Below are 21,534 nucleotides of genomic sequence, written 5' to 3'. Positions count from 1 at the left end.
GGGGACCAGTGGGCGATGGCCCAGGGCGCGGCGGTGCTGTGCGCCGGGGCCGCGCTGTGGCGGGTGGCCGAGCGGGAGCGGGGGTTGCGCAGGGCGCGCCTGGTGCTCGCGGGTGTCGGGGCTCCGGGCGGGGCGGGGGACCACCGGGCGCCGTCGTGGCGGGCGGTCGGCGAGCGGTGGTGGGCCGCGCTGCGGGGGCGGCGCGCGTGGCTCTGTCTGCCGGTGGCGGCGGTGCTCGCGGTGCTCGGGGAGTCGCCGTTGCCCTTGGTGGCGGGCGCGCTGGCGGTGCCGCTGGTGGGGTGCCGGTTGCGGGCGGTGGCGCTCCGCAGGGAGCGGGAGGCGCGGTCCGACGCGGTGGTGGGCCTGTGCGGCGCGGTCGCGGCCGAGCTGAGGGCGGGGCGGCAGCCCGCGCCGGCCCTGCTGTTGGCGGTCAGGGCGACCGGGGCGCTCGGGCCGAAGGAGGAGGCGGAGGTGCTCGCCGCGGCCCGGTTCGGCGGCGACGTGGCACGCGCGCTGCGGCGGGCCGCGCGGCAGGAAGGCGCGGACGGTCTCGCCGGCCTCGCGGCCTGCTGGCAGGTCGCCGTCGACGGCGGCGCGGGCCTTGCCGCCGGGCTCGACCGGCTGGAGGCCGCCCTGCGGGAACACCGGGACCAGCGGGAGAAGCTGCGGGCCCAACTGGCAGGCGCCTGGGCGACGGTGGCCGTCCTCGCGGTACTCCCGGCCGTCGGGCTCGTGCTCGGTTCGGCGCTCGGCGCCCGCCCGCTGTACGTGCTGCTGCACACGCCGGTGGGTCTCGGGTGCCTGGCCGTCGGCACGGCCCTGGAGGCGGCCGGTCTGTGGTGGGCGGCCCGGATCGTCCGAGGAGGGGAGCGGGTGTGACCGGAGAGTTCGTCCACAGGCTGGGGGTGACGGCCGTGGTGCTGGCCTCGCTCGCCTGGGCGGCCTGGACGGTGGCCGACCGTCGGCGGGAGCGGCGGACCCGGAAACGGATCGAGGCCCTGCTCGGTGTCGGGTCGCCACGGGGGCGCCGGTTCGGGAGCGGTTGCCCGCCCTGGCTGAGGACCTGGGCCGCTCCGCTCGCGGCGGCGGCCCTCGGGTGGGCCCTCGTCGGTGGGGTGCCCGGGATCCTGGCGGGGATCGCGGCGGGCCTGGGCGTACGGCGGTGGAGCGCGCGCCGCGCACCGGTGACCGGCGACGAGGACGAGACCGTACGTCAGCTGCCGCTCGCGGCCGACCTGTTGGCGGCCTGCGCGTCCGCCGGGGCGGGCCCGGGCGAGGCGGCGGAGGCGGTGGGGCGCTCGCTGGGCGGACCCCTCGGCGAGCGGCTGACGCGGACGGCCGGGGAGCTGCGGCTCGGGGGCGAACCGGCCGACGTGTGGCGGAGGTTCGGCGCGATACCCGGCGCCGAGGCCCTGGCCCGCTGCCTGGAACGGGCCGGCTCCTCGGGGGCGCCCGCCGCCGAGGCCGTCGCACGGCACGCGACCGACCTGCGTGCGGAGCGGGCCCGCAAGGCGGCGGCCCGGGCCCAGCGGGCCCAGGTCCTGATCACCGCGCCCGTGGGGCTCTGCTTCCTGCCGGCCTTCCTGGCGGTGGGAGTGGCCCCGGTGGTGATCGGCCTCGCGACCGGACTGCTGCGGAACTGACCGGAACGACGAGCACGAGCACGAACACGAACACGACGACTGCACATGGGGGTTGGAATGACGAAGAAGCGACGCGTGGGCGCCTGGTGGCGGGACCGGCGGGACCGGTGGGTGGCCGCGCGGGGTGACGCGGGGATGACCACCTCGGAGTACGCGATGGGGACCATCGCGGCGGCCGGGTTCGCGACGATCCTGTACAAGATCGTGACCAGCGGTTCGGTCTCCGGGGCGCTGGAGTCGGTGATCGGGAAGGCGCTCGATGCGCCGTTCTGACGACCGGGGCGCCGTGACCGTGGAGGCGGCGATGGCCCTGCCGACGCTGGTGCTGTTCACCATGGCCCTGGTCTGGGCGCTGGCCGCCGCCGCGGCGCAGATCCAGTGCGTGGACGCGGCACGGGCCGGGGCGCGGGCGGTGGCCAGGTCGGAGCCGGTGACCGGCGCCGAGGCCGCCGCCCGGGCGGCGGCGCCGGAGGGAGCACGGGTCTCGGTCACCCGTTCGGGCGAGTTGTGGCGGGTGACTGTGGAGGCCCAGGCACCCGGGCCGGGCGGGCTGGGCCTGACGCTGCGCGCCGGCGCGGCGGCGCTCGCCGAGGACGCGGTGGGGGTGACGGCACCGTGAGCGGGACAGGAGCGGTCAGAGTCGCAGCCACGGCCCCGGTCACGTCTACGTCCGCGACGGCGGCCCTGGTGCGGGGTGCCGGGCGGGATCGGGGGATGGCGACGGTGTGGACGGCCTTCGCGGCGTGTGCCCTGTGCGTGGTGTTCGGTGCGGTTCTCGCGCTGGGGCAGGCGGTGGCGGCGCGGCACCGGGCGGGCGGGGCCGCCGACCTGGCCGCGCTCGCGGCCGCCGACCGGGCCCTGTGGGGCGAGGAGACCGCCTGCGCGGCGGCGGACCGGGTCGCCGCGGCGCAGGGGGCCGCCGTGGTGCGGTGCTCGGTACGGGGCGACCTGGCGGACGTGACGGCGACGGTGCGCCTCGGGCCGTACGCACCGGAGGTCAGGGCGCGGGCGGGGCCTCCTCGGGCGCTGCCGGGGCTTCCCGCAGCAGTTCCGTGAGCAGGCGCACGGCGCCGCGCTTGTGGAGCGGGTCGTTGCCGTTGCCGCACTTCGGGGACTGGATGCACGAGGGGCAGCCCGCCTCGCACTCGCAGGAGGCGATCGCCTCCCGGGTGGCCGTGAGCCAGGCGCGGGCGGTGTGGAAGGCCCGCTCGGCGAAGCCCGCGCCGCCCGGATGCCCGTCGTAGACGAAGACGGTGGGCAGCAGGGTGTCGGGGTGGAGCGGCACGGACACCCCGCCGATGTCCCAGCGGTCGCAGGTGGCGAAGAGCGGCAGCATGCCGATGGAGGCGTGTTCGGCGGCGTGCAGGGCCCCGCCGAGGATCTCCGGGTTGATCCGGGCGGCGTCGAGCTGGTCCTCGGTGACCGTCCACCACACGGCCCGGGTTCGCAGGGTGCGGGGTGGCAGGTCGAGCTTGGTCTCGCCGAGTACCTCGCCGGTGATCAGACGGCGGCGAAGGAAGGAGACGACCTGGTTGGTGACCTCGACGGAGCCGTAGCAGAGGCGGCCGGCGCCCCAGGGGATCTCGGTGTCGGTTTCGAGGACGGAGATGGAGGTGGTGTCGCGGGCGGTGGTCGAGTACGGCGGGGCGGCCTCCTCGACCAGGGCCACGGAGTCCTTCAGGTCGAGGGTCTTCACCAGGTACGTACGGCCCTGGTGGAGGTGGACGGCGCCCTCGTGGACGGCGGTGTGCGAGGCGGCCTCGTCGACCGTGCCGAGGAGGCGGCCGGTGGCGGCCTCCACGATCTGGACGGGGCTCCCGCCGCCGCCCCGGATGTCGGTCAGGTCGGCGGCCCGCTCGCGGCGGGTCCAGTACCAGCCGGTGGAGCGGCGGCGGAGCAGTCCGGCGGCCTCCAGCTGGGGCAGCAGGTCGGTGACGGCCGGGCCGAAGAGGGCCAGGTCGGCGTCGGTCAGCGGCAGCTCGGCGGCGGCGGCGCAGAGGTGCGGGGCGAGGACGTAGGGGTTGTCGGGGTCCAGGACGGTCGACTCGACCGGCTGCTGGAAGAGCGCCTCGGGGTGGTGGACCAGGAAGGTGTCCAGCGGGTCGTCCCGGGCGACCAGGATCGCCAGGGCGCCCTCGCCCGAACGGCCGGCCCGGCCCGCCTGCTGCCACAGGGAGGCCCGGGTGCCCGGGTAGCCGGCGATCACGACGGCGTCCAGGCCGGAGACGTCCACGCCCAGCTCGAGGGCGGTCGTGGCGGCCAGGCCGAGGAGCTCGCCCGAGTGCAGGGCGCGCTCCAGGGCCCGGCGCTCCTCGGGCAGGTAGCCGCCCCGGTAGGCGGCGACGCGGCGGGCCAGGGAGCGGTCGACCTCGGCGAGCCGCTCCTGCGCGATCACCGAGATCAGCTCGGCGCCGCGCCGGGAGCGGACGAAGGCGACCGAGCGGACGCCCTGGACGGTCAGGTCGGTCAGCAGGTCGGCGGTCTCGGCGGTGGCCGTGCGGCGTACGGGAGCGCCCTGCTCGCCGTGCAGCTCGGTCAGCGGCGGTTCCCAGAGGGCGAAGACCAGCTCGCCGCGCGGGGAGGCGTCGTCGGAGACCTCCGTGACGGGCAGGCCGGTGAGACGTCCCGCGGCCTGGGCGGGCTCGGCGGAGGTGGCGGAGGCCAGGAGGAAGACGGGGTCCGCGCCGTACCGGGCGCAGACGCGGCGCAGCCGGCGCAGCACCTGGGCGACGTGGGAGCCGAAGACGCCCCGGTAGGTGTGGCACTCGTCGATCACGACGTAGCGCAGGGAGCGCAGGAAGGAGGCCCATCTGGGGTGGGAGGGGAGTATGCCCCGGTGCAGCATGTCGGGGTTGGTGAGCACGTAGTTCGCGTACTGGCGGACCCACTCGCGTTCCTCGACGGGCGTGTCGCCGTCGTAGACGGCCGGCCGGATCCGGTTGCCGAGCGGAGCCGCCAGCTCACGGACCGCGCGCCGCTGGTCGGCGGCGAGGGCCTTGGTGGGCGCCAGGTAGAGGGCGGTGGTCCCCCGGCCGTTGGCGGCCTCGGAGCCGTCCAGGAGCGTCGTGAGGACCGGGGCGAGGTAGGCCAGGGACTTGCCCGAGGCGGTGCCCGTCGCGATCACCACGGACTCGCCGTCCAGGGCGTGCTCGGCGGCCTCCGCCTGGTGGGCCCAGGGGTGCTCGATGCCCGCGGCCTGGATCGCGCTGATCACCTCCGGCCGGATGCGATGCGGCCAGACTGCATGGCGACCCTCCCGGGCGGGCAAGTGCTCCGTATGAGTGATGCGCGCGGCCCGGCTCTCGCCCGAGGAGAGCCGGTCGAGGACCATGCCGGGGGAGGGGCGGCTGCCCCTCTCCCCGGCTGGACGACTGGGGCGGTGATTCTTGGCCATCGGCACCGAGTGTGTCACTGGCGTGACGGACAATGTCCCAAGGCGTCGTGCATGGCTGCTGGTAAGTGATTGAATGCCATCGCGGCTGGCGATCCGTCCTCCCGACTCCGCCGGGGAGACTTGAGGGACGACCGCTCGATAGCAAGGTGCTGGAGGATCCGTGGACCTGTCCCTGTCGACTCGCAATGTGTCCGGCCCGAGTGGCGACCGTACGGTCGTCGAGGTCGGTGGCGAGATTGATGTATATACCGCGCCCAAGCTGCGCGAGCAGTTGGTCGAGTTGGTGAACGACGGCAGCTACCACCTGGTTGTCGACATGGAAGGCGTGGACTTCCTGGACTCGACCGGCCTCGGCGTGCTGGTGGGTGGCCTGAAGCGCGTCCGCGCGCACGAGGGCTCGCTGCGCCTGGTCTGCAACCAGGAGCGCATTCTCAAGATCTTCCGGATCACTGGTCTGACCAAGGTGTTCCCCATCCACACCACGGTCGACGAGGCCGTCAGCGCCACCGACTGACGGCCCGCAGAGGCCGGAAGAAGGAGTGGAGAACCGGGCAGGACACGCCCGGTCCTCCGAGTTGCCCGCCCAGACGTCTCCAGGGGGACCGCATGGCCACCGTTGAACTCCGCTTCAGCGCCCAGCCCGAGCACGTCCGCACGGCCCGCCTCGTGGCGGCCGCGGTGGCGCGCAGGGCCGGGGTGGACGAGGCGGTCCTCGACGAGGTCAGACTCGCCGTCGGCGAGGCGTGCTCCCGCGCTGTCGGACTGCACCGCAGCAACGACGTGAGCACCCCCGTCCGGGTCGTGCTGACCGAGGAGGAGAAGACGTTCTCCATCGAGGTCGGCGACGAGGTCCCGGGCGCGGGTGTCGCGGCGGCCGACGCCGCCGGGGTGCCCGGCGCGCGGGACGAGGCGCCGGCCGAGGAGTTCGACGACGCCGACGGCGAGGACGAGATGGGTCTCGCGGTGATCCGCGGGCTCGTCGACGACGTCGAGGTCCGGGCCGGCGAGGAGGGCGGCGTCATCAGGATGAGCTGGCCGATTCACCCGGCCGTCGTGCTTCCCTGACCCACCCCGCCCCACCTCGAAGACCCACTTCGAAGACCCACCTCGAAGACCCGCCGAAGACCCACCCCGATCGAAGATCGCGTCCCAAGCGAAGATCGCGAAAAGAGGCCCTGCCGAGCAGGGCCTCTTTTCATTTCTCTAGATCATCGATCATGTGCCAATGCTTTTGGCCCATTACCGCTTTTGGTGGAAAGATCAAGGCAATGGGGAATTCCATTTGCGGCGCCCTGTTTTGATCAGGTTCCGCTCCCTACAATCCGTCCACATCTTGAGCTCGCAAACGTCAAGGAGGACGAATGGCGGGGCTCTTCAACCCAGACCTGACCGGACACCCCACTTCTCTCGCCGCAGCGGTACTCACGGACGAGAACCGTACGATCGTGATCGTCATCGCGGCCGTCGCGCTCGCGGCCCTGCTCGTCGCCCAGGTCCTGACCCGTCAGGTGCTGGCGGCAGGTGAGGGCACCGACGCGATGAAGAAGATCGCGGCCGCCGTGCAGGAGGGCGCCAACGCCTATCTCGCCCGGCAGTTGCGCACCCTCGGGATCTTCGCCGTCGTCGTGTTCTTCCTGCTGTTGCTGCTGCCCGCCGACAACTGGTCGCAGCGCGCCGGACGTTCTCTGTTCTTCCTGGTGGGTGCGCTTTTCTCGGCGGCCACCGGATACATCGGCATGCGCCTTGCCGTACGGGCGAATGTGCGCGTGGCCGCGGCCGCGCGAGAGGCGACCCCGGCGCCCGGTGAACCGGAAAAAGATCTCACGACCGTCGCGCACAAGGCGATGAAGATCGCTTTCCGTACCGGCGGAGTCGTCGGCATGTTCACCGTCGGCCTCGGCCTGCTCGGTGCCTCCTGCGTCGTCCTCGTCTACGCGGCCGACGCGCCCAAGGTGCTCGAGGGCTTCGGCCTGGGAGCGGCCCTCATCGCCATGTTCATGCGTGTCGGCGGCGGCATCTTCACCAAGGCGGCCGACGTCGGCGCCGACCTCGTCGGCAAGGTCGAGCAGGGCATCCCCGAGGACGACCCGCGCAACGCCGCCACCATCGCCGACAACGTGGGCGACAACGTCGGCGACTGCGCGGGCATGGCCGCCGACCTCTTCGAGTCGTACGCCGTCACGCTCGTCGCCGCCCTCATCCTCGGCAAGGCGGCCTTCGGCGACCTCGGCCTCGCCTTCCCGCTGATCGTCCCGGCGATCGGCGTGGTCACCGCGATGATCGGCATCTTCGCGGTCGCCCCGCGGCGCGCCGACCGCAGCGGGATGTCCGCCATCAACCGCGGCTTCTTCATCTCCGCCGTCATCTCCCTCGCCCTAGTCGCGATCGCCGTCTTCGTCTACCTGCCGTCCTCCTACGCCGACCTCAAGGGCGTCACCGAGGCCGGGATCAGCGACCACCCCGGCGACCCCCGGATCCTCGCCCTGGTCGCCGTCGCCATCGGCATCGTCCTGGCCGCCCTGATCCAGCAGCTCACCGGCTACTTCACGGAGACGACCCGGCGCCCGGTCAGGGACATCGGCAAGTCCTCGCTCACCGGCCCCGCCACCGTCGTCCTCGCCGGCATCTCCATCGGCCTGGAGTCCGCCGTGTACACGGCCTTCCTCATCGGCCTCGGCGTCTACGGCGCGTTCCTGCTCGGCGGTACGTCGATCATGCTGGCGCTGTTCGCGGTCGCCCTGGCCGGAACCGGGCTGCTCACCACGGTCGGCGTCATCGTCGCCATGGACACCTTCGGCCCGGTCTCCGACAACGCGCAGGGCATCGCCGAGATGTCCGGCGACGTCCAGGGCGCGGGCGCGCAGGTCCTCACCGACCTCGACGCCGTCGGCAACACCACCAAGGCCATCACCAAGGGCATCGCCATCGCCACCGCCGTCCTGGCGGCGGCCGCGCTGTTCGGCTCGTACCGCGACGCCATCGCCACAGCGGTAGCCGACGTCGGGGCGAAAGCCTCCGGGATGACCCTCTCGATGGACATCTCGCAGCCCAACAACCTCTTCGGGATGGTCCTCGGCGCCGCGGTCGTCTTCCTCTTCTCGGGGCTCGCGATCAACGCGGTCTCGCGCTCGGCGGGCGCGGTGGTCTACGAGGTGCGGCGGCAGTTCCGCGAGCACCCCGGGATCATGGACTACACCGAGAAGCCCGAGTACGGGCGCGTGGTCGACATCTGCACCAAGGACGCGCTGCGCGAACTCGCCACGCCCGGGCTGCTCGCCGTGATGGCGCCGATCGCGGTCGGCTTCACGCTCGGCGTCGGCGCGCTCGGCTCGTACCTCGCCGGCGCCATCGCGACCGGCACCCTGATGGCGGTCTTCCTCGCCAACTCCGGTGGCGCCTGGGACAACGCCAAGAAGCTCGTCGAGGACGGCCACCACGGCGGCAAGGGCAGCGAGGCGCATGCCGCCACCGTCATCGGCGACACCGTCGGCGACCCGTTCAAGGACACCGCGGGACCGGCCATCAACCCGCTGCTGAAGGTGATGAACCTGGTCGCCCTGCTGATCGCGCCCGCCGTGGTGCAGTTCAGCTACGGCGACGACGCGAGCGGCGGACTGCGGGCCCTGGTCGCGATCCTCGCGATCGTCGTCATCGTCGCCGCGGTCTACGTCTCCAAACGGCGCTCCGTGGTCGTCGGGGACGACGAGAGCGACGACGTGGGTGACGAAGGCAACGCCGCCCGGCGCTCGGCGGCTTCGCCGGACGCTCCGGTGATTTCGTAATACCAGGTCAGAAGGCAGGCGGGCAGCACGTTCTGACGTGCTGTCCGCCTGTCTCGCGTTCCGCGTGAGGTGTGTCTCCCCTAGTGCAATCGGCTGCAATAGGGGATGAATCCGTCGCCTGAAAGGTGGAAGCCGCCCGCTCGGCGTGTATGTTCCGGGGCCGAGAGCCTTGGAAGGGACCGATCCGTGAACAAGAAGCTTGCTGTCGCGCTGTCAGGCGCCGCTGTACTGGTGCTCACGCTGTCCGGCTGCAGCGACGACGGCGACAAGGTGAACGACTGGGCCAAGACGGTCTGCGACCAGGCGAAGCCCCAGATCCAGAAGCGGGCCGACGCCCAGCAGCTGATCATCTCGACGGCCGCGGACGGCAAGCCGGCCGACATCCAGGCCGCCGACTCGAAGGCCTTCCAGGACATCGCCAACGCGGACCGTGCCCTCGCCAAGGCCATCGAGGGCGCGGGGGTGCCGCCCGTCGACAACGGCGAGAAGCTCCAGCAGGACGCGGTCAGGGAGCTCAACGCCACGGCGGTGGCCTACGAGGGGCTGAAGAAGCAGGTCGACGCGCTCGACCCGAGCAACCAGCAGAAGTTCGCGGACGGCCTCCAGGACGTCGCCGACGGTCTGAAGAAGATCGAGAAGATGGACCAGGACGCGCTGGCCAAGCTGCAGTCCGGCGAGCTGGGTACGGCCATGGCGAAGCAGCCGGGCTGCCAGAAGGCCACCCCCGCGCCCGCCGCGACCTCGCCGAAGGCGGGCTCCACGCCGTCCGGCGGGGCCTCCGTCAAGCCGTCCGGCTCCGCGAGCAAGAGCTCGGAGTAGCACCGCCGTACGAAGGCCCCGGGACGAGCCGACCTCGCCCGGGGCCTCCGCGCGTGCTCGGGGCCTTCGCGCGCGCCCAGGGCTTCCGCGGGTGCCCGGGGCCTTCGTACGTGCCCGGCGCCTCCGTACGTGTCCGGGGCTTCCGTACCGACCGCACTCGCGACCCCCACGCGTGCGGGGCTGACGCGGCAATGTCCGTGGCGCCCGCCACAATGGTGGGGTGAGTACGACCAGCCTGACCTCCCGCCTCCCCGTCCCCGCGCGTGCCGCCCGGCTCCGCGAGGCCCTGCTCGCCGCCGACTTCACCGCCGACGGCCTGCTCGAACTGCTCGGCGCCCCCGCGTACGCCGCGCTCGCCCGCAGCGAGACCGTGCCCGCGCTGCGCGCCACCCGGGGGGACTCCGCGCTGGAGACCCTCGTCCGGCTCTTCCTCCTCCAGCAGCCCGTCTCCCGCGCCCGCGCCGCCGCCGCGCTGCCGCTGGAGGAGTGCCTGGAGGACGGCTGGCTGGTCCCGGAGGGCGAGCAGGAGATCGGCGCGTCCGTCGACGTCCGGCCGTACGGCGGGCCCGACGGGCAGGACTGGTTCATCGTCTCCGACCTGGGCTGCGCGGTCGGCGGGGCCGGCGGCATCGGCAGCAAGGACGAAGGGGTCGTCCTCGGCGTCGGCGGCGCCTCCACCACCCTGGCCGGCATCACCGTCCGTACGCCCGTCTCCTCCGCGCTCGACCTCGGCACCGGTTCCGGCATCCAGGCCCTGCACGCCGCCCAGCACGCCACGCTGGTCACCGCGACCGATCTGAACCCGCGCGCCCTGGACTTCACCCGCCTCACCCTCGCGCTCTCCGGAGCCCGCGAGGCCGAGCTGCTGCAGGGCTCGCTCTTCGAGCCGGTCGACGGGGACACGTACGACCTGATCGTCTCGAACCCGCCGTTCGTCATCTCCCCCGGCGCCCGGCTCACCTACCGCGACGGCGGGATGGGCGGGGACGACCTCTGCCGCACGCTCGTGCAGGAGGCCGGGGAGCGGCTCAACGACGGCGGATACGCCCAGTTCCTCGCCAACTGGCAGCACGTCGAGGGCGAGGAGTGGCAGGAGCGGCTGCGCTCCTGGGTGCCGCGCGGCTGCGACGCCTGGATCGTGCAGCGCGAGGTCCAGGACGTCACCCAGTACGCCGAGCTGTGGCTGCGGGACAGCGGCGACCACCGCGCGGACCCGGCGGAGTACACGCGGCGGTACGGGGCCTGGCTGGACGAGTTCGAGGCCCGGAAGACCAAGGCGGTCGGCTTCGGCTGGATCACCTTGCGGAAGAACGCGGCGGTGGCCGCCGGCGCGGTCGAGCCGTCGATCGTGATCGAGGAGTGGCCGCACCCCGTCGAGCAGCCGCTCGGCGACACCGTGGTCGCCCACTTCGAGCGCCAGGACTACCTGCGCTCGCGCGACGACGCGGCCCTGCTCGCCGACCGCTTCGTCCTCGCGGACGAGGTCGTGCAGGAGCAGGTCGGGCTGCCGGGCGCCGAGGACCCGGAGCACGTGGTGCTGCGGCAGAACCGGGGCATGCGGCGGGCGACCAAGGTGGACCACGTGGGGGCCGGTTTCGCGGGCGTCTGCGACGGGACGCTCAGCGCGGGCCGGATCCTGGACGCGATCGGTCAGCTGATGGGCGAGGACCCGGTGCTGCTGCGGGACCGTACGCCGCAGGCCATCCGGCTCCTGGTGGAGGAGGGTTTCCTGCTTCCGTCGAGCTGAGGTCGTTGAGCCGACGCCCACGGCCTCCGTCGAGCTGAGCCCCGGCGAGCCGCCCCCGTCGAGCCGAGACCGTCCGTCCGAATCGTGACGCCCGACACGCCCCGCGCCGTCGCGAGGTGACGGAGGAGGCGGCCGGGGATGGGGGGGCACTACCGGCCATATTCGTGAACCCGTACGGGACCGTCCGCGTCGTTCACCCGGAATTCGCACCGGAGACGCCGGGAGGTGCCAGCCTCGGCTCCAGGGACCACCGGGCGCCAGCAGGGCCCGTGAAGGGAACGGGGTACGGGCATGGAGAGCGGGCCTGCGATCTTCGCCGGAACGGCGTTCGCGCTGTTCGGAGCCGCACTGCTGCTGTGGACGGGGGTGCGCGTGGCACACGGGGAACCCGTCGCGCAAGGGGTCGCCACGCGGGTCGCCGCCACGCTCACGACGATCTTCGGACTGGTCTTCCTCCTCCTCGGCGTGTGGTGCTTCGGCCGGGTGTGACGAGGTCGTTCCGCTTGCTCACGCCTCACCGGACCTGGAGTCCGGGCGGCAGGAATGCCAGAAGTCGGGTTACCGTTCGAGTGGCCGTTGCGGGCTTTCGCCGTTTGACACGGGGGCGGGTTGTACCGTCACACTCCGCAGCGATGGCAGCGTCACCGTGCGTGCCGCCGCCGTGCGTGCCGGCGGAATGCCGGCGCCGTACGTGCCACCGAGCGTCGACCGGAGAGAAGAGCGAAGTTGTCCCCGACCAGCGAGACCGCACAGGGCGGCCGCCGACTCGTCATCGTCGAGTCGCCTGCCAAGGCGAAGACGATCAAGGGCTACCTCGGCCCCGGCTACGTCGTCGAGGCGAGCGTCGGGCACATCCGCGACCTCCCGAGCGGCGCCGCCGAGGTGCCGGAGAAGTACACCGGCGAGGTGCGCCGCCTCGGCGTCGACGTCGAGCACGACTTCCAGCCCATCTATGTCGTCAACGCCGACAAGAAGGCGCAGGTCAGGAAGCTCAAGGAGCAGCTGGCCGGGGTCGACGAGCTCTACCTCGCCACCGATGAGGACCGCGAGGGCGAGGCCATCGCGTGGCACCTCCTCGAGGTCCTGAAGCCCAAGGTCCCGGTCCACCGGATGGTCTTCCACGAGATCACCAAGGACGCGATCCAGGAGGCCGTCCGCAACCCGCGCGAGCTGAACCAGCGCATGGTGGACGCCCAGGAGACCCGCCGCATCCTCGACCGGCTGTACGGCTACGAGGTCTCGCCGGTCCTGTGGAAGAAGGTCATGCGCGGCCTCTCCGCCGGCCGTGTCCAGTCCGTCGCCACCCGGCTCGTCGTCGAGCGGGAGCGCGAGCGCATCGCCTTCCGCTCCGCCGAGTACTGGGACCTCACCGGCACCTTCTCCACCGGCCGCGCCGGTGACCCCTCCGACCCGTCGTCGCTGGTCGCCCGCCTGAACACGGTCGACGGGGCGCGCGTCGCCCAGGGCCGTGACTTCGGCGCGGACGGTCAGCTGAAGAGCGCGAGTGTGCTCCACCTCGACGAGGAGAAGGCGCGGGCGCTCGCCGCCTCGCTCGCCGACACCTCGTTCGGCGTCCGGTCGGTCGAGTCGAAGCCGTACCGCCGCTCCCCGTACGCGCCGTTCCGGACGACCACCCTCCAGCAGGAGGCGAGCCGGAAGCTCGGCTTCGGCGCGAAGGCGACCATGCAGGTCGCGCAGAAGCTGTACGAGAACGGCTTCATCACGTACATGCGTACGGACTCCACGGTCCTCTCCGACACCGCCGTCTCCGCGGCCCGCGCACAGGTCACGCAGCTCTACGGCGCCGACTACCTGCCGGAGAAGCCGCGCGTCTACGCGGGCAAGGTCAAGAACGCGCAGGAGGCGCACGAGGCGATTCGCCCTTCGGGTGATCGTTTCCGCACCCCGGCGGAGACCGGTCTGACCGGCGACCAGTTCCGGCTCTACGAGCTGATCTGGAAGCGGACCGTCGCCTCCCAGATGAAGGACGCGACCGGTAACTCGGTGACCGTGAAGATCGGCGGCCGGGCCGCCGACGGCCGGGACGTCGAGTTCAGCGCGTCCGGCAAGACGATCACCTTCCACGGCTTCATGAAGGCGTACGTGGAGGGGGCCGACGACCCGAACGCCGAGCTGGACGACCGCGAGCGCAGGCTGCCGCAGGTCGCCGAGGGCGACGCGCTCTCCGCCGAGGAGATCACGGTCGACGGCCACGCGACCAAGCCGCCGGCCCGCTACACCGAGGCCAGCCTGGTCAAGGAGCTGGAAGAGCGCGAGATCGGCCGCCCGTCGACGTACGCGTCGATCATCGGCACGATCCTGGACCGCGGCTACGTCTTCAAGAAGGGGACGGCGCTCGTGCCGTCGTTCCTCTCCTTCGCCGTGGTCAACCTGCTCGAGAAGCACTTCGGCCGGCTCGTCGACTACTCCTTCACCGCCAAGATGGAGGACGACCTCGACCGCATCGCCCGGGGCGAGGCGCAGGCCGTGCCGTGGCTGAAGCGTTTCTACTTCGGCGAGGGCGAGGCCTCCGCGGCGGGCCGCGCGGCCGACGCCGGGAACGGCGACGGCGACCACCTCGGCGGACTCAAGGAGCTGGTGACCGACCTCGGCGCGATCGACGCCCGGGAGATCTCCTCCTTCCCGGTCGGCGACGGCATCATGCTGCGCGTCGGGCGCTACGGCCCGTACGTCGAGCGGGGCGAGAAGGACACCGAGGGCCACCAGCGGGCGGACGTGCCCGAGGACCTCGCGCCCGACGAGCTCACGGTCGCCCACGCCGAGGAACTGCTCGCCAAGCCGAGCGGCGACTTCGAGCTGGGCACCGACCCGGTCAGCGGCAACCAGATCGTCGCGAAGGACGGCCGCTACGGCCCGTACGTCACCGAGATCCTGCCCGAGGACACCCCGAAGACCGGCAAGAACGCGGTGAAGCCGCGGACCGCCTCGCTCTTCAAGTCCATGGCGCTCGACACTGTGACCCTCGAGGACGCGCTGAAGCTGATGTCTCTGCCGCGCGTGGTCGGCGCGGACGCCGAGGGCGTCGAGATCACCGCCCAGAACGGCCGCTACGGCCCGTACCTGAAGAAGGGCACGGACTCGCGCTCCCTGACGGAGGAGGACCAGCTCTTCACGATCACGCTGGAGGAGGCGCTCGCGATCTACGCGCAGCCCAAGCAGCGTGGCCGGGCGGCCGCGAAGCCGCCGCTGAAGGAGCTGGGCACCGACCCGGTCAGCGAGAAGCCGGTCGTCGTCAAGGACGGTCGCTTCGGCCCGTACGTGACGGACGGCGAGACCAACGCGACCCTGCGGACCGGGGACAGCGTCGAGGACATCACGCCGGAGCGCGGCTACGAGCTGCTCGCCGAGAAGCGGGCCAAGGGGCCGGCGAAGAAGACGGCCAAGAAGGCGCCCGCGAAGAAGGCGGCCGCCAAGAAGGCCGCTCCGGCGAAGAAGACGGCGGCCAAGAAGACGGCCGCGAAGAAGACGACGACGGCGAAGACTGCCGCGGCGAAGAAGACGACCGCGGCCGCCGCGAAGAAGACGGCCGCGAAGTCGGAGTAAAGCGGAACCCGACGCTCTGCGGCGGGGTCTTGTAAGGGGCGGGGGCAAGTGACCCCCGCCCCTTACACGTTTCCCCGCCTCCCGACGTTTGTTCGGATGCAGGCCACGGGGAGTCAGAGGGTCCGGATAGGGTGGACGGATGACGCGAGCAGAGCAGCCAGACTCCGACGTCGCGCTTGTCGCAGACTCAAGGGAGCGTGCCGTACGGGCGCTGTTGCGCCATCAGCCCTTGCGACGGTTGTGGAGCGCCCAGTTCGTCGGCGGTACGGGTGACGCGCTCGCCGTGCTCGTCCTGGTGCTCCTCGGGCTCCAGGCCGCCGTCTCCGAGCAGGCCTTCGGGGGTGGATACCGGGGCGCCGCGCTCGCCGTCGCCGCCGTGATCGGCGCCCGGCTGCTGGCCTCGGTGCTCTTCGGGGCCGTCCTGCTCGGCCCGCTCACCCAGCTGACCGGGCCGAAGGGACCCCTCGACCGGCGCTGGACCATGATCGGGGCGGACGCCCTGCGGATCGCGCTGCTCGTGATCGCGCCCCTGTGGATCGACTGGACCCCGGACAAGGCCCTCGGGTTCCTGCTCGGCACCGTCTTCGTCGTGGGCGCGGCCGAACGGCTGTGGACCGTCGCCCGCGAGGGCGCGGCCCCCGCGCTGCTGCCCGCACCGCCGATCGAGGGCGCCGCCGTGCGCCCGCTGCCCGACCACCTCGACGCGCTGCGCCGACTCTCGCTGCGTACGGGCTTCCTGGCCGTACCGGCCGCGGCCGCCGTGCTGCTCGCCGCCACCCTGGTGAGCAACCTCCTCGGCGCCGGCATCGACTGGTTCACGCTGCACCAGGCCGCCCTCGGCTCCTACGTCGCCGCCGGTCTGTTCGCCGCCTCTGTCTCGGTCCTGTACTTCGTGGAGCTGCCCGGCGGGCAGACCCCGAGGCCGCGTTCGCCGCTGGAGGGCCTGCGCCTGGCCGGCGCGGAGAAGGGCCGCACGGGCGCGGTCGGCCTCCTCGTGATCGCCTGTGCCACGGTCGCCGGAGCCGTCGCCGCCGCGGCGGCGGTCGCCGTCCTGCACGCGTACGACCTGGGCGGTGGCCCGGTCACGTACGCGCTGCTCATCCTCGCGCTGAGCGGCGCCACCGCCGTCGGCATCCGCACGGCCGGTTCCGTGCTCACCGTCCTCTCCCGCCGCCGGCTCCTCGCCCTCGCGATCGCCCTCACCGGCATCGCGCTGCTCGCGATGGGCCTCGTGCCGGACACGGCCACGGTGCTGCTGCTCTCCGTACTCGCCGGGTACACGGCCGGTGTCGCCGCCAACACCGGCCACACCCTCATCGACCAGGAGACCGAGGAGGCCCGGCGCCCCAAGGTCACCGAGCACCTCCAGGCCGTCGTCCGGGTCGCCATGGCCGTCGGCGCGCTCGCCGCGCCGCTGCTCGCCGCCGCGATCGGCCCGCACCGGCTCGCCTCGGGCAGCTTCGTCTTCGCCCACGGCGGCGCCGCGTTCACGCTGATGCTGGTCGGCGCGCTGCTGCTGCCCGTCGCGGCCCTCGTCCTCGCCAAGACCGACGACCGGGCCGGCGTACCGCTGCGCCGCGACCTGCGCGACGCGCTGCGCGGCGCCGACCCGGTGCAGGCGCCCGCGCCGACCGGCTTCTTCATCGCCCTGGAGGGCGGCGACGGCGCCGGCAAGTCCACCCAGGCCGAGGCGCTCGCCGAGTGGATCCGCGCCAAGGGCCACGAGGTCGTCGTCACCCGCGAGCCGGGTGCCACCCCGATCGGCAAGCGGCTCCGCTCGATCCTGCTCGACGTCTCCAGCGCCGGGCTCTCCAACCGCGCCGAGGCGCTGCTGTACGCCGCCGACCGCGCCGAGCACGTCGACTCGCTGGTCAAGCCCGCCCTTGAGCGGGGCGCGGTGGTCATCTCCGACCGGTACATCGACTCGTCCGTCGCCTACCAGGGCGCCGGTCGCGACCTGTCGCCGACCGAGATCGCCCGGATCAACCGCTGGGCCACCGGCGGGCTCGTCCCGCACCTGACCGTGCTCCTCGACGTCTCGCCGGAGACCGCGCGGGAACGGTTCACCGAGGCCCCGGACCGGCTCGAGTCCGAGCCGCCGGAGTTCCACGCGCGCGTGCGGGCCGGTTTCCTCGCGCTCGCCGCCGGTGACCCCGGCCGCTACCTCGTCGTCGACGCCGGCCAGGAGCCGGAAGCCGTCACCACCGTCGTACGCCACCGGCTCGACCGGATGCTGCCGCTGTCCGAGGCCGAGGTGAAGGCCCAGGAGGAGGCGCGTCGGAAGGCCGAGGAGGAGGCCAGGCGCAAGGCGGAGGAAGAGGCCGCGCGCAAGGCCGAGGAGGAGCGCCTCGAGCGCGAGCGCCAGGCCCAGCTCGCCAAGCTGCGTGCCGAGGAGGAGGAGCGCAAGCGCCAGGAGGAGGAAGAGGCGCGGCGCCGCGAGGCCGAGCGCCAGGCCGAGGAGGCCCGCCGCCGCGCGGAGGAGGCCCGGCTCGCCGCCGAGGAGGAGCGCAAGCGGCGCGAGGCCGAGGAGAAGGTCCGCCGCGAGGAGGAGGAACGCCGCCGCAAGCAGGCCGAGGAAGAGGCCCGGCTGCGCGCGGAGGCGGAGGAACGCCGCCTGGAGAAGCAGCGCAAGGCCGAGGAGGCCCTGCTGAGGGCCGAGGAGGCCCGCCGCCTGGCCGAGGCGGCCACCGCGAAGGCTGCTGAGGAGACCGCGAAGAAGGCCGCGGCGGAGGCTGCGGCCGAGGCGGCGCGGCAGGCGGAGTCGGAGAAGGCCGAGAAGGCGGCGGAGGCCGCGCGGAAGGCCGAGGCGGAGAAGGCCGCGAAGGCGGCCGCGGCGGCGAAGGCCGCGGAGGCTGCGAAGGCGGCTCAGGCTGCCGAGGCTGCTGAGGCGAAGAAGGCGGCGGAGGCGGCCGCGGCGGCGAAGGCTGCAGAGGCCAGGAAGTCGACCGAGTCGGCGAACGAGATCACGGTCCCGACGCCGGTCGTCAAGCCCGAGACGCGGTCCGAGGCCCTGCCCGACGACGTGACGCAGGCCGTGCCCGTGGTGTCGCCGAACGAGATCACCGTCCCCACGCCGGTCGTGCGCCCGGACGAGCCCCGGCCCGAGGAGCGGACGACGGTTCTCCGCCCGGTGCGGGACGCGGAGGAGACGACGGTCCTGCCGCAGATGCCGGCCGTCGACGAGACGGCGGTGCTGCCTCCCGTACGGGACGCGGCCCCGGCGGACCGGGTCCCGCAGGGGATCTTCCGCGACGAGCCGGCCGGGCCGAACGGGCCGAACGAGCTGACTGGTTCGAACGACCGGACGCGCGAGCTGCCCCAGCTCGACGAGCAGGGCCGCCCGAAGCGCCGCTCCGACTGGGCGGAGGAGACCCCGCTCGACGACCTCCCGTCCCTGGCGGACGAGCTGCTCGGCCCGCACGACGACGAGAACGACGGCCGGCGCAGGGGCCGCGGCCGCTGACGCCGACGCAGTGACGTAGCAGGGAGCCTTCGGCCGCCCGTCGTGATCCGGCGGGCGGCCGAAGGTGTCAGTGGGGTGCCCCACAATGGAGGGCGTACCTGAGGAGGGCACATGACCGTATGGGACGACCTCGTCGGGCAGACGCGGGTGGAGGAGCAGTTGGCCGCCGCCGCGCGGGACGCCGACGCGTTGGTGACGGCCCATGCCACCGGTGCGTCCCTGCCTGAGGCGTCCAAGATGACCCACGCCTGGCTCTTCACCGGCCCCCCGGGCTCCGGGCGGGCGACGGCGGCGCGGGCCTTCGCCGCCGCGCTGCAGTGCGTGAGCCCGGACCGGGCGCTCGGCGGTGCGCCGGGGTGCGGGTTCTGCGACGGCTGCCACACCGCGCTGGTGGGGACCCACGCGGACGTGGAGGTCATCCGTACGGACCTGCTCTCCATCGGTGTGAAGGAGACCCGTGAGCTGGTCCGGCGCGCCCAGCTCTCCCCGGCGGTCGGCCGCTGGCAGGTGATCGTCCTGGAGGACGCCGACCGGCTCACCGAGGGCGCGGGGAACGTGCTCCTGAAAGCCGTCGAGGAGCCCGCGCCGCGCACGGTCTGGCTGCTCTGCGCGCCCTCTCTGGAGGACGTGCTGCCCACCATTCGCTCGCGGTGCCGCCACCTGACGCTGCGGACGCCCCCGGTGGAGGCGGTGGCCGACGTGCTCGTACGACGGGACGGCATCGAGCCCCAGGTCGCCGCGGCCGCCGCCCGCGCCACCCAGGGCCACATCGACCGCGCCCGCCGCCTCGCCACCGACGAGCGCGCCCGGGCCCGCCGGGCCGTGGTCCTCAAGCTGCCGCAGCGGGTCGGCGACATCGGCGGCTGCCTCAAGGCGGCCCAGGAGCTGATCGACGCGGCCGGCGAGGACGCCAAGCAGGTCGCCGAGGAGATCGACACCAAGGAGACCGAGGAGCTGAAGGCCGCGCTCGGTGGCGGTCAGGGCGGGCGGATGCCGCGCGGTACGGCCGGCGCGATGAAGGAGCTGGAGGAGCGCCAGAAGCGGCGCAAGACGCGTACGCAGCGCGACAGCCTGGACCTCGCGCTCACCGACCTCACCGGCTTCTACCGCGATGTGCTCACGCTGCAGCTGCGTACGCGCACGCCGATAGCCAATGAGGACGTACGGGACGCGGTCGAGCGCATCGCCCGGGACACGGCGCCCGAGCGGACCCTGCGCCGGATCGAGGCGGTCCTCGCCTGCCGCGAGGCGCTGGACCGGAACGTGGCCCCGCTGCTCGCGGTCGAGGCGATGACGATGGCGCTGCGCGACTGAGGTCGCGTCCGGGGCGATTGGACACGCTCCGTACTCGTACGGATACCCTCCGGGCATGGACTCCAGGCGTTTGCTCCGTACGTCCGCGACGGCCGTCGTCGCCGCCGGACTGATCCTCTCCGGCTGTACGGGCGGCAGCGACGCCGCCGCCCCCGCGGGGGCGCTGGCGTCGTCGTCGCGGAGCGCGCCCGCCACCCCCGACCCGGCCCTGCGGAGCTTCTACGCGCAGAAGCTCACCTGGCGGGACTGCGGTGTTCCGTCGTTCCAGTGCGCGACGCTCCGCGTCCCGCTCGACTACGCGAAGCCGGCGGCCGGCGAGATCGAGCTGGCGGTCTCCCGGGTCAAGGCCACCGGGCCCGGCAAGCGCCTCGGTTCGCTCCTCGTCAACCCGGGCGGACCCGGCGGCTCCGCCGTCGGATACCTCCAGGGGTACGCGGGCATCGGCTACCCGGCGGCGGTCCGCGCCCAGTACGACATGATCGCCGTCGACCCGCGCGGGGTGGCCCGCAGCGAACCCGTCGAGTGCCTGACGGGCCCCCAGATGGACACGTTCACGCAGGTCGACCAGACCCCCGACGACGGCGCCGAGACCACCGCCCTGACCAGCGCCTTCAAGGGTTTCGCGGCGGGCTGCGCGAAGCGCTCGGGCCAGGTCCTGCCGCATGTCTCCACCGTCGAGACGGCCCGGGACATGGACATCCTGCGCGCCGTGCTCGGCGACGAGAAGCTGACGTACGTGGGCGCCTCGTACGGGACCTTCCTGGGCGCCACGTACGCGGAGCTGTTCCCGAACCGGGTCGGCCGGCTCGTCCTGGACGGGGCGATGGACCCCTCACTGCCCGCGATCGACCTCGCCCGCGACCAGACCGCAGGCTTCGAGACCGCCTTCCGGGCCTTCGCGGCCGACTGCGTCACGAAGACCGACTGCCCGCTGGGCACGGAGTCCGTCGAGGCCGCCTCCGACAACCTGAAGGCCTTCTTCCGTACGGTCGACGCCGAACCGGTGCCGACCGGCGAGAGCCGCCGGCTCGGCGAGTCCCTGGCGACGACCGGGGTGATCGCGGCGATGTACGACGAGGCGGCCTGGCCGCAGCTGCGCGAGGCGCTGACGCGGGCGATGGGCGGCGAGGGCTCGGGCCTGCTCGCCCTGGCCGACAGCTACTACGAGCGCGAGACGGACGGCACGTACGCGAACCTGATGTTCGCCAACACCGCCGTGAACTGCCTCGACCTCCCGGCGGCGTACACCGGCCCGGCGGACGTCCTGAAGGCGGTCCCTTCCTTCGAGAAGGCTTCCCCGGTCTTCGGCGAGGGCCTCGCCTGGGCGGCCCTGAACTGCGCCTACTGGCCCGTCGCCCCAACCGGCCGCCCGCACCGCATCACCGCCGAGGGCGCCGCCCCGATCGTCGTCGTCGGCACCACCCGCGACCCGGCGACCCCCTACAAGTGGGCCGAGGCCCTCGCCTCCCAGCTCTCCTCCGGCACCCTCCTGACCTACGAGGGCGACGGCCACACGGCCTACGGCCGAGGCAGCGACTGCATCGACACCGCGATCAACACCTACCTCCTGACCGGCACACCCCCGACCACCGACAAGCGCTGCACGTGAGGGGTGTCGCGGACCACAGGACCATGGTCAGGAGCACCCCGGAAACTGTGTAGACTTGGCGAGGCCGCTGCGCCCAACATGGGATCGCACGGCATGCCGCCTTAGCTCAGTTGGCCAGAGCAACGCACTCGTAATGCGTAGGTCTCGGGTTCGAATCCCGAAGGCGGCTCAGAGAAAGGCCAGGTCAGACATTGTCTGA

General features: G+C 73.0%; 15 protein-coding genes, 1 tRNA gene and 1 pseudogene. 16 read left to right on the top strand and 1 reads right to left on the bottom strand.

The window, feature by feature from the left end:
• Window positions 1–15 precede the first annotated feature (15 nt).
• The 5 genes from ACWCO8_RS11200 to ACWCO8_RS11180 all read left to right on the top strand — a co-directional run bounded on the left by ACWCO8_RS11200 (window position 16) and on the right by ACWCO8_RS11180 (window position 2,699).
• A complete protein-coding gene (locus ACWCO8_RS11200) occupies window positions 16–879 on the top strand; it encodes a type II secretion system F family protein (RefSeq protein ID WP_451032386.1) in 864 nt (287 codons plus the stop codon).
• On the top strand, window positions 876–1,643 hold the full coding sequence (locus ACWCO8_RS11195; protein ID WP_451032031.1) for a type II secretion system F family protein: 768 nt from the start codon (window positions 876–878) through the stop codon (window positions 1,641–1,643). Before ACWCO8_RS11200 ends, ACWCO8_RS11195 begins: the two co-directional genes overlap by 4 nt.
• A gap of 57 nt (window positions 1,644–1,700) precedes the next feature.
• Window positions 1,701–1,916, top strand: coding sequence for a DUF4244 domain-containing protein (locus ACWCO8_RS11190; RefSeq protein WP_451032030.1), 216 nt, complete (start codon window positions 1,701–1,703; stop codon window positions 1,914–1,916).
• On the top strand, window positions 1,903–2,262 hold the full coding sequence (locus ACWCO8_RS11185; RefSeq protein ID WP_362005991.1) for a TadE family type IV pilus minor pilin: 360 nt from the start codon (window positions 1,903–1,905) through the stop codon (window positions 2,260–2,262). Before ACWCO8_RS11190 ends, ACWCO8_RS11185 begins: the two co-directional genes overlap by 14 nt.
• 95 nt (window positions 2,263–2,357) lie before the next feature.
• A complete protein-coding gene (locus ACWCO8_RS11180) occupies window positions 2,358–2,699 on the top strand; it encodes an Rv3654c family TadE-like protein (protein ID WP_451032029.1) in 342 nt (113 codons plus the stop codon).
• On the opposite strand, the pseudogene ACWCO8_RS11175 reads toward ACWCO8_RS11180, so the two are convergent.
• Window positions 2,641–5,117: pseudogene (locus ACWCO8_RS11175) on the bottom strand (DEAD/DEAH box helicase). The gene ACWCO8_RS11180 and the pseudogene ACWCO8_RS11175 overlap by 59 nt on opposite strands.
• Before the next feature lie 80 nt (window positions 5,118–5,197).
• Here ACWCO8_RS11175 and ACWCO8_RS11170 point away from each other — a divergent pair.
• The 11 genes from ACWCO8_RS11170 to ACWCO8_RS11120 all read left to right on the top strand — a co-directional run bounded on the left by ACWCO8_RS11170 (window position 5,198) and on the right by ACWCO8_RS11120 (window position 21,504).
• Entirely contained in the window at window positions 5,198–5,551 is a 354-nt protein-coding gene (locus ACWCO8_RS11170; RefSeq protein WP_362414401.1) for an STAS domain-containing protein, read from the top strand.
• A 92-nt stretch (window positions 5,552–5,643) separates the two neighbouring features.
• Complete coding sequence (locus ACWCO8_RS11165) at window positions 5,644–6,102, top strand: ATP-binding protein (protein WP_362006000.1); 459 nt, start codon at window positions 5,644–5,646, stop codon at window positions 6,100–6,102.
• Window positions 6,103–6,398: 296 nt separating this feature from the next.
• Window positions 6,399–8,819, top strand: coding sequence for a sodium-translocating pyrophosphatase (locus ACWCO8_RS11160; protein ID WP_451032028.1), 2,421 nt, complete (start codon window positions 6,399–6,401; stop codon window positions 8,817–8,819).
• Window positions 8,820–9,005: 186 nt separating this feature from the next.
• Window positions 9,006–9,638 carry a small secreted protein gene (locus ACWCO8_RS11155; RefSeq protein ID WP_362006005.1) on the top strand — a complete coding sequence of 211 codons (633 nt, stop codon included), beginning with the start codon at window positions 9,006–9,008 and terminating at the stop codon, window positions 9,636–9,638.
• A 220-nt stretch (window positions 9,639–9,858) separates the two neighbouring features.
• Complete coding sequence (locus ACWCO8_RS11150) at window positions 9,859–11,385, top strand: DUF7059 domain-containing protein (RefSeq protein WP_451032027.1); 1,527 nt, start codon at window positions 9,859–9,861, stop codon at window positions 11,383–11,385.
• A gap of 291 nt (window positions 11,386–11,676) precedes the next feature.
• On the top strand, window positions 11,677–11,874 hold the full coding sequence (locus tag ACWCO8_RS11145; protein WP_362006011.1) for a hypothetical protein: 198 nt from the start codon (window positions 11,677–11,679) through the stop codon (window positions 11,872–11,874).
• Window positions 11,875–12,111: 237 nt separating this feature from the next.
• Window positions 12,112–14,949, top strand: coding sequence for a type I DNA topoisomerase (gene topA, locus ACWCO8_RS11140; RefSeq protein WP_451032026.1), 2,838 nt, complete (start codon window positions 12,112–12,114; stop codon window positions 14,947–14,949).
• Window positions 14,950–15,088: 139 nt separating this feature from the next.
• Window positions 15,089–18,412, top strand: coding sequence for a dTMP kinase (gene tmk, locus ACWCO8_RS11135; protein WP_451032025.1), 3,324 nt, complete (start codon window positions 15,089–15,091; stop codon window positions 18,410–18,412).
• Between the two features lie 111 nt (window positions 18,413–18,523).
• Entirely contained in the window at window positions 18,524–19,726 is a 1,203-nt protein-coding gene (locus ACWCO8_RS11130) for a DNA polymerase III subunit delta' (protein ID WP_451032024.1), read from the top strand.
• Between the two features lie 55 nt (window positions 19,727–19,781).
• A complete protein-coding gene (locus ACWCO8_RS11125) occupies window positions 19,782–21,335 on the top strand; it encodes an alpha/beta hydrolase (RefSeq protein WP_451032023.1) in 1,554 nt (517 codons plus the stop codon).
• A gap of 95 nt (window positions 21,336–21,430) precedes the next feature.
• A tRNA-Thr gene (locus ACWCO8_RS11120) sits at window positions 21,431–21,504 on the top strand.
• Window positions 21,505–21,534 lie beyond the last annotated feature (30 nt).

The sequence above is a fragment of the Streptomyces sp. NPDC001927 genome, assembly GCF_053594455.1.
Note: the sequence above shows the minus strand (reverse complement) of the source record. Positions and strands in the feature narration are given on the sequence as shown.

Coding starts and splice junctions, on each gene's coding strand:
- ACWCO8_RS11190 (WP_451032030.1), top strand. CDS start 1,701: ATGACGAAGAAGCGACGCGTGGGCGCCTGGTGGCGGGACCGGCGGGAC.
- ACWCO8_RS11125 (WP_451032023.1), top strand. CDS start 19,782: ATGGACTCCAGGCGTTTGCTCCGTACGTCCGCGACGGCCGTCGTCGCC.
- ACWCO8_RS11130 (WP_451032024.1), top strand. CDS start 18,524: ATGACCGTATGGGACGACCTCGTCGGGCAGACGCGGGTGGAGGAGCAG.
- ACWCO8_RS11165 (WP_362006000.1), top strand. CDS start 5,644: ATGGCCACCGTTGAACTCCGCTTCAGCGCCCAGCCCGAGCACGTCCGC.
- ACWCO8_RS11200 (WP_451032386.1), top strand. CDS start 16: ATGGCCCAGGGCGCGGCGGTGCTGTGCGCCGGGGCCGCGCTGTGGCGG.
- tmk (WP_451032025.1), top strand. CDS start 15,089: ATGACGCGAGCAGAGCAGCCAGACTCCGACGTCGCGCTTGTCGCAGAC.
- ACWCO8_RS11160 (WP_451032028.1), top strand. CDS start 6,399: ATGGCGGGGCTCTTCAACCCAGACCTGACCGGACACCCCACTTCTCTC.
- ACWCO8_RS11185 (WP_362005991.1), top strand. CDS start 1,903: ATGCGCCGTTCTGACGACCGGGGCGCCGTGACCGTGGAGGCGGCGATG.
- ACWCO8_RS11145 (WP_362006011.1), top strand. CDS start 11,677: ATGGAGAGCGGGCCTGCGATCTTCGCCGGAACGGCGTTCGCGCTGTTC.
- ACWCO8_RS11180 (WP_451032029.1), top strand. CDS start 2,358: ATGGCGACGGTGTGGACGGCCTTCGCGGCGTGTGCCCTGTGCGTGGTG.